Source organism: Vibrio sp. OPT46 (genome assembly GCF_015163535.1).
In the GTDB taxonomy this organism is placed as follows: Bacteria; Pseudomonadota; Gammaproteobacteria; order Enterobacterales; family Vibrionaceae; genus Vibrio; species Vibrio alginolyticus.
The window spans coordinates 50,413-61,202 of sequence record NZ_JADDYG010000092.1 but is presented as its reverse complement, the minus strand read 5'-3'; the positions used below and the strand labels follow the sequence as shown (position 1 = coordinate 61,202).

The following is a 10,790-nucleotide window of genomic DNA, read 5'->3' as shown; positions in this document are numbered from 1 at the left end:
TCTTCCTCATTCAACAACGTCATAATGTTCGCTGATAAATCGCGGACATCTGCTGCTTGATCGACAACAGGGATCATGGTCAGGGCCGTATTGGCAATGATCTGTTCTACGGAGGCATCATCGTTAAAGTCACCAAGAATAACGCCCCAAACCCAGCTTGCAGCACCAGACATTCTCTTCCACGCATTCTCCCAGAAACCGACTTCTCCACGCTTAGCTTCTTCAATAATTAGCTGCGCGTTCGCACTTGGATTAAAGTTTGGATTGGTCTTGGTTGGGACATTTGGCATAAAATCGCGGCTGTCCTCGCCGTACTCTATAGCAAACTCCCCCGGAGCAACGCCACCAACCGATGCTTTACCGTTGTTGTCTAGTGTTCCTTCAAACACCGCGCCAGATTGATCTGTGAGAGTGTATGTTGCGCCTTGAACGGGTTCACCGTCTGAGTAAGAGAGGTACAAATCAACCGTATACGTCCCTTCCTGATCTTCCGTAACAGAAACCGATGGGTTTTGTGCACCGCCCAAGCACATGGTGTTGGCTTTGTTCATAGTCATTTGATCGGACAGACGACATACGCCCTTGCCCTCAAATTTAACCGTTGGTGAAGCTGAAATGAATTTTGCTTCGGCTTCTATCGTGCCTGAGGCAACGCCTTTTCTGTCACCGCCCGCATCGCCGGTACTTTTTGAGAACGTACTGCCCTTGATAGCGACACTGTTACCGCCATCCATAGAGACCGTCGTAGTCCCACCAGCAAGGTCTGCTGATTTAGCATTGTTGCCATAAGGGATAGGAACGACTGGCTTGCCGACCTTCGTTAAACAAACATCTGGGAGCGTTGCATTTACTTGATCTACAGATTAAATCTTGTGTTGAATGAAAAAAGCGCCTTTCGGCGCTTTCTATACATCTCTTATCCAAACGTCTTTGACGTCTTTTTTAAGAAGGTCAATCACACTCTGGTGATTCAATGTCTAGCCAGTTTAACTTGCCGTATTGTTTTTCTTTATCCGTCAATTTATAAGTTTGATGGATGTAAGGCATACGATAATCTTCGTAAACTTTAATTTCATCATCAGATGGCTGACTTGGAGAACAATCCAAGCGAGCGTCTAACCACTCTACTCCGTGTACGACCAGTTTCTCTACTTCTGATGCAATATCACTGATGATAAATAACTTCGGAGAAAAGGTCATTTCCAAAAGCAAATCGAGCTCTACTGGCACAATTGGCTTAGAGCTTTGCTGGAATGGGAAGTCAGTCAAAGATTGTTTAGATAAAACTGCGTAGTTAGTCATTATTATAATTACCTACTTACACTAGACTCGGGGCGTCTCTTCGGATGTATCAAATGAAAAGGCAACGATACTAGTATTTATTTTACCCTCCTCATCTAATCGGACAAGCGCTTCAAACAACTCGATTGAGAAGAACGTTTTTGTCATTCCGACAGGTTTAAAAACGTGCCTCTTGCTATCCGAAAGTTCCTTGATCTTTTCATCAGATAAGTAAAAACGAGTAGTTACGTCAGTTACTTTTATGCTTTTATCATAATCAACAACATCTACTAAGTTTTCTACTGCTATGATGTAGCGCTCAGTTAACACTCCGTCTCCGGAACAGGTTAATTTTGCGGGATAAACTTCAACGCCGTATGGGTCGAAACTCATAATTAGTTCAGCAATAGGCTTAGTGACATTAAAAGCACCACCTCTGATTAAATCTAATGCTTCAATTTCATAGATATCATCATCTTTCCACACAATCTCACTTTTACAAGAAGTGGGAGTGAAATCATTATCATCATAGAAAGATGACCGACTATCAACGGCAGTAAATAATGATTCACCCTCGTTAAAGTCCTCATTTATGTATACTATTTCCATCTCAAACCTATAACTTACACCAGTGCTTTTTTAGAACGAACGGCCTTTAATCGCGACACGGTTACCACCATCCATAGAGATAGTCTTAGTGCCACCAGAAAGGCCTGTTGATTTAACATTGTTACCATAAGGGATAAGAACGTTCGGCTTGCCGACCTTTGTTAAACAAACATCTCGGAGCGTTCCATTCGCTTGAACTACTGATTTAAATATGGTGCCAAATGAAAAAACGCCTTTCGGCGCTTATCATTATACATCCCTTACCCAAACGTCCTTGACGTCTTTTTTAAGAAGGTCAATCACGCTCTGGTGAATGAAAACTAAGCCAAAGTCTTCTTCTAGCTTAAATATTAATCGTTCTTCTAAAGGAATATTTTCTATTTTAGAGAAATCAAACTCCGTTGACTCGATGTCTAACCAGTTCAACTTGCCGTATTGTTTTTCTTTATCCGTCAATTTATAAGTTTGATGGATGTAAGGCATACGATAATCTTCGTAAACTTTAATTTCATCATCAGATGGCTGGCTTGGAGAACAATCCACTCGAGCGTCTAACCACTCTACTCCGTGTACGACCAGTTTCTCCACTTTTGACGCAATATCACTGATGATAAATAGCTTTGGAGAAAAGGTCATTTCCAAAAGTAAATCGGGCTCTACTGGCACTATTGGTTTAGGGCTTTGCTGGAATGGAAAGTTAACTAGGTCTTGTTTAGTTAGTAAATGATATTGTTCTTTCATAATTAAAATACAGGTGCCTCTTCATCAAAATCAAATGGCTCTTGCACGAGACCTACTGCGCCATTTTTCTCTGCGATTTCCCAAACATTATCAACCAATTCAGTAGAAAAGAAAATCGTGTCATCTGAGCCTTGCACTCTAAATATATGCTTCTTATGTGATTCAATAGCATTGTACTTCGACTCAGATATATATAGCTCAGAGACTACTACTTTAGGAGGTAGTCCTATGTGGGATTTATCTTCCATAAACACAAAACTGTCTTCCTCGTTAATAACATCGATAGTATTATTAACCGACATGATAAAAAAGTCCGTTAGTTGCCTACAAGTGGAATGCAGTTCGGCAGGTAGGAATATCACACCATAAGGATCCCACGCCATAATAGCTTCCATTACCAGTCTAGAAACTAATCGATCACCTTTATCGATTATATCAGGGACATCTTCAAGATCATGGTCACCAGCAGTCCAGATTATTGCGTCTAAAGCTGAAACTGGTAAATATTTGTCAATGGAATATAAAAATTCTCTTCCATCAATTGGTTTTGCAAAAATATCATTACCTAATAAGTTTTCACTAAACGTAGCTAGTTTTTCACCACCCATATACTTACAATTCCTTAACGTTCTTTAACCTATTCCGACTTCTATCAAAGATCATATTTTTTACTACTTCTTTTGGTTCAACTTGTTTATAAAAATTTTCATACACCATATTGTGTTTGACTGAAGTACTGTACTCTTTATTATTTTTTTGATACGTGATGTTGGACTTAACCAAGCCTTCGCTTTCTCTTGTATGCGAATCCTTTTCTGCTATGTCCCGCCGTTTATTGAAAAACTTGAAGCCTCCGGGCGTAAAGTGAGCGTCTCTACTACTACATACACCACATCCTATGTTTCCTTTCTTAAACCTAACTCCATCACCTTTTAGCAGCAGTTTAAAGTTCGAAATATAACCAAGTATTTTTTTCGATATGTCATCAATCTCATCGACATAGATTAAGTAATCAGTGTCGCAATTCAATTTGTTCAATGTCAATGCTAACTTTATCGCAACTACTTTATGGTAACCAATTGTAGAATCGATAGACTTTTTAAGCCCTTTGTCTTTTATCTTTGATGACTCTTTAAGCATCTTCGCTTTAGTGCCATAAAAAGAGTTCGAAATGCTTGAATCAGTATGGCCAGAAGAATGTTGAGGAGTCTCGTAATAACAACAAATTTCTTCATCTGATGATAGTAAAACTAGATTGGTTCCATGATTCATCGACCAACCTTTTCGTTGCATTTGTAATGTTCTAAAGGTTGCTAGATTATTAACAACCATATCACTGATTATATGGTGTGCATCGAGAGTGCCTGACTTAAGGTTCAGAGGGTGGGACATTCTAATATCGGCACTGGCTAACTTATAAGAGTCAGTTTGGCGAAATACATCACCTTCAAACTCTTTCACCGTATTGCTAGGGTTCGCTTCTTGTATTTTCACTATTTGTTCTTCCCTTTTGTTCTTAGAGCATCGGCGCACTCTCCCTCTTTTTTGCCAGCAACTCTTTTACAAATCTTACACCTAACAGGCTTTTTATCTTTTTCTTCATTTGCCTTTGCAGAGTTCTTTCCTGACTGAGCAGACTCGCCGGTATTATGTTTTACTTTTGCTGGGTATGTTTTTTCACCCTTACCTAAGATGCGAGCAAAAAGCTTATCAAACTCGCCCATCGCTTCTTTAAGTTTGTCCGGCACCATCTTATCGATGATTTTTACCTCATCCGCTAACTTTAAGAAATACGCACCGAGCTCATCTGCGCCCATTCTGTTTGCGTATGAAGCCAACTCGGTTGCCACTTCAATACAAGGTTTTAGAACATCGGTAACAATCTGGCTGGTTTGTTTCGCGTAATCCACCCAATCTAACGTGCGCAAAAATTTTTCTGGATCGCCTTTACCCATGCCTCTTAAAACGGCCAGCAAAGTATCTTTTGATGTTCCTTTACCGCCTTTTAACGCAACTTTACAAGTGCCTTTGACTGCACTACCAAATGTCGGGACACAACCGATAAGCGTTAATGAAAGAGCTAGCCAGTTTTCCGACTTTTCACGTTCTTCCTCATTCAACAACGTCATAATGTTCGCTGATAAATCGCGGACATCTGCTGCTTGATCGACAACAGGGATCATGGTCAGGGCCGTATTGGCAATAATCTGTTCTACGGAGGCATCATCGTTAAAGTCACCAAGAATGACGCCCCAAACCCAGCTTGCAGCACCAGACATTCTCTTCCACGCATTCTCCCAGAAACCGACTTCTCCACGCTTAGCTTCTTCAATAATTAGCTGCGCGTTTGCACTTGGATCAAAGTTCGGGTTAGTCTTGGTTGGAACATTTGGCATAAAATCGCGACTGTCCTCACCATACTCTATGGCAAACTCACCCGGAGCAACACCACCAACCGATGCTTTACCGTTGTTGTCTAATGTTCCTTCAAATACGGCGCCAGATTGATCTGTGAGAGTGTAAGTTGCGCCTTGAACGGGTTCGCCGTCTGAGTAAGAGAGGTACAAATCAACCGTGTACGTCCCTTCCTGATCTTCCGTAACAGAAACCGATGGGTTTTGTGCGCCACCCAAACACATAGTGTTGGCTTTGTTCATGGTCATTTGATCGGACAGGCGACATACGCCCTTACCTTCAAATTTAACCGTTGGTGAGGCTGAAATGAATTTTGCTTCAGCTTCTATCGTGCCAGAGGAAACGCCTTTTCTGTCACCGCCCGCATCGCCGGTACTTTTTGAGAACGTACTGCCCTTGATAGCGACACTGTTACCGCCATCCATAGAGACTGTCGTAGTCCCACCAGCAAGGTCTGCTGATTTAGCATTGTTGCCATAAGGGATAGGGACGACTGGCTTGCCGACCTTAGTTAAACAAACATCTGGGAGCGTTGCATTCGCTTCACCACCTGAGCCTTTATGAACTATCGAAAGTCCATTCGCACCAACTGTTACGCCCATAACCAATCCATTTGAATTTTATTGATTGAATGATAAAAGAGATCGCAAACTGCAATCTCTCTAAATAACTAGTGAATTTCACTAAAAGACCAGTGATATTCACAATAAGCCCTAAAACTGGCAGAAGATCTCATTTTAGATCTCTGGTTATCTATACATTTCAAGCAGTTGCTGAAATTTTAAGTCTATGACGATGTAGGTTGCCGCATACATAAGCGCAAACGTCATCGCACTAAGACTTAAGATCAGCTTGGGTGAAATTACCCTTTTTAACGGCTTCTTTAGATATTTAGCTTTAAGGTTGATTAAAGAAACTTTTTCTTGTTCTGCTAGGCGGTCATCTCGCACTAATCGATAAATGGTGCTGCCAATTTCCGCTAACTTTTCGTTGCCACGCTCTTCACGGCCGTACTTGCCTTGGAAACCAAGTTGAAGCAATAAATAGAGAAACTCTATAACGTGACGGTATTTGCGAGGGTCGGCTTTTAAGCGGTCGAGAATAACGAAAAACTTGTCACCACCAGATGTTTCGTTGTGGAATTCAGACAGTAAGCTGTTCTGGCTCCAGTGACTATTTGCCCCCCACTCTTGTCGACAAACAGATTCATCAATCGCCGCACACAAGCAGTAACGAATAACAAGAACCGAAGCACGATCGAGCTCCATTTCATTAAGTTTTCGTTCACCTTTTCGAATCTCACGTGCCACTTGTTCACGAAATGGCATCGGGTCATCAAGCCAAGGGATCGAAGACATACAAGACAGACTGGCGATCAACCATGAGAACTGGTCCACTAGCGGGTTAATACCCATGTTGTCGATAGATAGATCTTGTACTGCGATGTTTCTCGACAAGTCAGGCGCTGGCATTACCTCCATTGGTTTGCCAGGCTCTGGTTGGAATAAGACTACGGTGACGTCGGTTTCTGCGTAACTCATAGACGAACGGCCCAAAGTTGCAATGATAAGTTAGCGAAATCGCCCGCAACGTGAATCGCAATCGCAGCAGTGTTCTTCAATGCCATCCACTCTTCGCCCGTTTTATCGAGCTCGAAATAGGTGTAGCCAGCGTGATACGGCAGCGCGCGTGGCACAACTGGCATTGGTTTAATCTCAATCCCAGGCAGTTGAAGGTTAATCAAGTCACGTATGTTATCGATAGAACCGATCTTCGTTTGGCTGACAAACTGGGTATGCAGAACATCCAAGGTCACGTCGGCTTTAACTGCGAGGATAAAGGTTGTCGTATCAATGATCTTATTGTCAGGGATTGCTGCCGTTCTGATGCCATAGTTCTGATCTTTTAAGGTCAGTGGAATTGCTCTTTGCTCAGACATCACGCTCAATGTCATTTTCGCACTGTCTAGGACGCGAGAAAGACAGCTAGTAAGATCACCATGATTGTACTTCGTAAACTCAATAGGTCGGCGTGCCGTTGAGCACAGCGTCGAAAGCTCACCCTCTGCCTGAAGAAGAATTCGATACAAAGACTCAGGATGCACAGCTTCTGTGCTGGCGAAATGCCAAAACAAGGGTTCGTATCGGTTGAGCGCTTGCAATAGCATAAAGTCAGAAACCGATGATACACCTTGTTGATCCACCACCCCTAATCGCTGGACTATCGATTCCGCGCGATGCTTCAACATAGAAGCAAACTCGGTCGCAAATTTACTCAGTACTGTCGACGCATGAATATCGATACAGGTAGGAATGAAACTATCATCTAAGATCACGCTGCCATCAGGCTTCACTTCTGAGATCTTTAAGATCGGAATAGACGTGTAAGCACTCTTATCTTCATGATCGTACATTAAGCAAAAGTTAAGCTTACCGACGACGATATTTGCCATGTCTTCCGAATCATAACAAGCGTCAACCGCTTCTTGAGATTCCATCGTATAGCGCGCACCGTCTTTTTTGGTACCAAACAACTCAGAACGTTCCGATGGTAACGGACAGCACAAATAAACGACTTTATCGGCAATCGAAGGATCTACATCTTTCACTTCAGGCAGCTCAGCAAGCAACGGAAGCTCAAATGGTGTCCGGTCTTGTAAAATACCTTCAGCACGAGTAATACCGATTTTACCCAGTGCTAGTAACTGAGAGTTGATTTCTAAACGTTTAATTCCCCAATGCAAAGGCGATGCATTGGCACTCAGTAGGCTCGATAGTTTACTTTGCGAACGATCGAGTTGTTGAAAATGCTGCGGCTTCATGAACATTCCATCTTGCCAAACAACTGGATTGTATAAAGACATGTTTCTATCCCTTAAAAGTAAACCTGTTCAATGCCGCGAGTGTTATCAGAAATTAACTCACTGCCCTCTAACTTGAGCTTGATGTAGTACTCGCTCTTCTCTTCAATAACTTCCACTTTTCGCCATGACGAACCATCAATATCACGAAAAGCCACTGAAAAACCGACGGCACGAGTGTCAGGGTCTAGCGTTAGCATTTCATGAACTTTTCCACCTGGCTGTATTTGATATTCGTAACGTTTGATGTACTCATCACCCAACGACGCTTTATCGCTCTCAAACAAGGCAAAGAAATCTAAGCTTCGGAACAATACTGGCGAACTTAATTCGTGAAGACGGAGAATAACTGGAGATGACTGGCCCCCATTTCTCACATTGAGTACAGGTGATGCCTCAATAACCAATTCAATCGACGAAGTTTCTGGTGTGATACCAGTGGACTCTTTAAATTGATCCCACATGGAACAACCGGACAACATGGCAAATCCGAGTAATACGGCGATACTACGCATGGTTTCCCTTAATCACTTTGTTATAGTTTTTCTTAATCAGCCCTTTTAAGGATGTTTCATTAAGCAGGCGACGATTATTAGTGTAGAAATCTAGGTATTCGGCCCACAGCTTTGACTTAGTTGAGAACAAAGACTGGCTAGCGACCCTGTTAGCAAATGCTACGGGATCGTTCGTTTCTGACTGTTCTAAAATGAGCTCATTCAGTGCTTTGTTAAACATAACTTGGTGGTCGTTCAGCTCATCGAGCATTTGTTCAACCAGTTCATTTGGAGCCAGTAATTGCTGACTATTCAAAGTAAGCATTAGCTCTGCAATGTTCGAGTTAGCCTCACTCGCACTCTGCTCATCTTTTAACGATTCCACTTCGTGCAACTCTTTCTGTAGGTTATCAATACATAAACGCAAGCAAGTGCCCATTTGCTTGAATAACTGCGCCTCGTTTGTCATCAACTCTGGGCTTCGAATACCCAAACCATCAAAAAACGCTTGCGCTATATCTTGAGAGCAAACGGCCGCATCAGTATCGACTTGTGCTTTCGTCGTACTGTTTATCGCGTGCTCTGCCGTAGGTATTTGAAGTTGCTGATTAGTGTTAGGAGAAGGCGTAAAAGATTGGGTCATCTCTTCCCATTTTGACCCTGTGTTAGCCTGTTCTACGACCATCTCAGTAACATTATGCGTACGATGTTGTCTTTGAATCGTGCTATCTGGGGCTACCGTGCCAGGTTGCATCACCTCAGCTGAGGCAATATCGGCTCTATGTGCCTTACCGCTTTCTGGCGCTAATGCATCATTGACCGATGCGTTACTCTTGGTTTCCGCAGCCATCCAGTCTTCAGGGATTAGGCTTGGCTGATCGAATTCGGAATATATACTGAAACTGTCATCGACCACCTGACGTGTGCTTTCCACGGTTCTAGGTTGTTCAGATTCTGTACGCTCATTATCACGAATTAAATAATCGTCATCTCGCTGCATCGAAAAGTTAAGGTGAGCAACAGGATCATGACAATCAATGTCATCCTGTTTAGTCTCCATAAACAAATCTTCTAAGGCACCGACTTTTTCTTCCTCTTCGACAACCGCATCTCCTAGACTAACCAGAGGATCGCTAGATACTCGCTCAGGAGCAATATCAGCGGCGATGTCTAGTGTTGAGGTAACGTGCTCAAGAGAAACACCAATCTCATATTGCCCTAAAGAAATGATGTCGCCATCAACTATCGCAACGGGTTGATTTTTTAGTATTTTATTCCCATTTACCATTGTGCCATTAGTTGATACGTCACTTATATAGTAGGTATCTCCATACACGCTGAGCAAACAATGAGTGCCCGATATAAAGCGGTTGTGATCGGCTAAAGACACGCTACAGCTTGGGGAACGACCTATCGAACCACCACTTTCAGGCATTTCAATATGCTTTGCACCGGTGTATTCCTCTGGACACTTTGAGATAAATAAAACTAGCTGATTTGAGTACATTTACGAACCTCAAAAGAGCAAAGAAACTGATAGTTCAAGCCCACCAATTCCATCATTTACAACCGGAAGGATATAAGAGGCCTGCGGGATAATTTGTATATGGGCGTCAGGATTACTGCCTAACTTTATAGCAGTACCAAGGGTCACAACCGCACCTAACTCAAACTGGTCGATGTCTTCAACACTCTCATAACGATAGCCCTCTTGGTCTACTTGCCAGCGATTAGAATATTGCGAGTAACCGACAGACAAGCCCGCACCAACGTATGGCGTGAAAACACTCCAAGAAGTCAACGCATATTGAGGAACAACACGAAGTTCATAGTTCGTCGCTTCTTGATATAAGCCGTTTGCTGGCGCTTCAATATCTTCTGCTAGATAGTTTAGCCCTAACCACCAACGCCAACGGTTATTGTTTTCATCAATAGGACGAGTATGAACCAAGCCGAACCTAAGCGTATCCTGCTCACCACTTTTACCTTCATCGTATTTAATGCTATCGATAGTCAACATACTGGTAGAGAGTCCATATCGCTCCCCTTTTGCCATTGCAACAGAAGAAAATAGACACATGGCTGAAATCAGCCCAATTTGACTTGGTTTTAGCATTTCGTCCCTCTAGGAAAACCGATATTCTACTTAGAGGCGAAAGATATCAATTATATTCTCTTTTTCAATAAGCCTAAAAAAACACCTATAATTTAATACATTTCAACTATCAGGTTGGTTGTTTTACCTACAAACAAAAACTAAAGAACCGACTACAGATTAAGTGACGAGACAGTAAATCTTTCTATTTAAATAGAAGTAACAGAATTTGATTGATAATTGAACAAAACGTAATCTCCGATAACAATTTAGTTACTTTTTAATCAACGTTCTT

Annotated in this window: 10 protein-coding genes and 3 pseudogenes; all 13 read right to left on the bottom strand. The window is 42.3% G+C overall.

What is annotated here, in order from left to right; genetic code table 11:
• Positions 1–854, bottom strand: a pseudogene (locus tag IQR33_RS32235) (PAAR-like domain-containing protein); the annotation flags it as partial.
• A gap of 51 nt (positions 855–905) precedes the next feature.
• Positions 906–1,305, bottom strand: a pseudogene (locus IQR33_RS03665) (hypothetical protein).
• Positions 1,306–1,323: 18 nt separating this feature from the next.
• Positions 1,324–1,890 carry an imm11 family protein gene (locus IQR33_RS03660; RefSeq protein ID WP_158173437.1) on the bottom strand — a complete coding sequence of 189 codons (567 nt, stop codon included), beginning with the start codon at positions 1,888–1,890 and terminating at the stop codon, positions 1,324–1,326.
• 33 nt (positions 1,891–1,923) lie between these two features.
• A pseudogene (locus tag IQR33_RS35450) lies at positions 1,924–2,103 on the bottom strand (hypothetical protein); the annotation flags it as partial.
• Between the two features lie 36 nt (positions 2,104–2,139).
• Positions 2,140–2,631: a hypothetical protein gene (locus IQR33_RS03655; RefSeq protein WP_158173436.1), complete on the bottom strand. Its 492-nt coding sequence runs from the start codon at positions 2,629–2,631 to the stop codon at positions 2,140–2,142.
• A gap of 2 nt (positions 2,632–2,633) precedes the next feature.
• Positions 2,634–3,239 carry an imm11 family protein gene (locus IQR33_RS03650; RefSeq protein ID WP_029826410.1) on the bottom strand — a complete coding sequence of 202 codons (606 nt, stop codon included), beginning with the start codon at positions 3,237–3,239 and terminating at the stop codon, positions 2,634–2,636.
• A gap of 4 nt (positions 3,240–3,243) precedes the next feature.
• On the bottom strand, positions 3,244–4,125 hold the full coding sequence (locus IQR33_RS03645; RefSeq protein WP_158173435.1) for an AHH domain-containing protein: 882 nt from the start codon (positions 4,123–4,125) through the stop codon (positions 3,244–3,246).
• On the bottom strand, positions 4,125–5,648 hold the full coding sequence (locus IQR33_RS03640) for a PAAR-like domain-containing protein (protein WP_193837946.1): 1,524 nt from the start codon (positions 5,646–5,648) through the stop codon (positions 4,125–4,127). Before IQR33_RS03640 ends, IQR33_RS03645 begins: the two co-directional genes overlap by 1 nt.
• A gap of 147 nt (positions 5,649–5,795) precedes the next feature.
• A complete protein-coding gene (icmH, locus tag IQR33_RS03635) occupies positions 5,796–6,587 on the bottom strand; it encodes a type IVB secretion system protein IcmH/DotU (protein WP_005373354.1) in 792 nt (263 codons plus the stop codon).
• Positions 6,584–7,909: a type VI secretion system baseplate subunit TssK gene (gene tssK / locus IQR33_RS03630; RefSeq protein ID WP_193837945.1), complete on the bottom strand. Its 1,326-nt coding sequence runs from the start codon at positions 7,907–7,909 to the stop codon at positions 6,584–6,586. The genes icmH and tssK overlap by 4 nt, the downstream gene beginning before the upstream one ends.
• A gap of 11 nt (positions 7,910–7,920) precedes the next feature.
• Complete coding sequence (gene tssJ, locus IQR33_RS03625; protein ID WP_005386118.1) at positions 7,921–8,421, bottom strand: type VI secretion system lipoprotein TssJ; 501 nt, start codon at positions 8,419–8,421, stop codon at positions 7,921–7,923.
• On the bottom strand, positions 8,414–9,907 hold the full coding sequence (locus IQR33_RS03620; RefSeq protein WP_193837944.1) for a type VI secretion system-associated FHA domain protein: 1,494 nt from the start codon (positions 9,905–9,907) through the stop codon (positions 8,414–8,416). Before IQR33_RS03620 ends, tssJ begins: the two co-directional genes overlap by 8 nt.
• A gap of 9 nt (positions 9,908–9,916) precedes the next feature.
• Entirely contained in the window at positions 9,917–10,516 is a 600-nt protein-coding gene (locus IQR33_RS03615; protein ID WP_017633753.1) for a hypothetical protein, read from the bottom strand.
• Positions 10,517–10,790: the final 274 nt, after the last annotated feature.

Bases quoted from the DNA above. Each gene is read 5' to 3' on its own strand.
- tssJ (WP_005386118.1), bottom strand. From the start codon at position 8,421: ATGCGTAGTATCGCCGTATTACTCGGATTTGCCATGTTGTCCGGTTGT.
- IQR33_RS03640 (WP_193837946.1), bottom strand. From the start codon at position 5,648: ATGGGCGTAACAGTTGGTGCGAATGGACTTTCGATAGTTCATAAAGGC.
- IQR33_RS03620 (WP_193837944.1), bottom strand. From the start codon at position 9,907: ATGTACTCAAATCAGCTAGTTTTATTTATCTCAAAGTGTCCAGAGGAA.
- IQR33_RS03660 (WP_158173437.1), bottom strand. From the start codon at position 1,890: ATGGAAATAGTATACATAAATGAGGACTTTAACGAGGGTGAATCATTA.
- IQR33_RS03615 (WP_017633753.1), bottom strand. From the start codon at position 10,516: ATGCTAAAACCAAGTCAAATTGGGCTGATTTCAGCCATGTGTCTATTT.
- tssK (WP_193837945.1), bottom strand. From the start codon at position 7,909: ATGTCTTTATACAATCCAGTTGTTTGGCAAGATGGAATGTTCATGAAG.
- icmH (WP_005373354.1), bottom strand. From the start codon at position 6,587: ATGAGTTACGCAGAAACCGACGTCACCGTAGTCTTATTCCAACCAGAG.
- IQR33_RS03650 (WP_029826410.1), bottom strand. From the start codon at position 3,239: ATGGGTGGTGAAAAACTAGCTACGTTTAGTGAAAACTTATTAGGTAAT.
- IQR33_RS03655 (WP_158173436.1), bottom strand. From the start codon at position 2,631: ATGAAAGAACAATATCATTTACTAACTAAACAAGACCTAGTTAACTTT.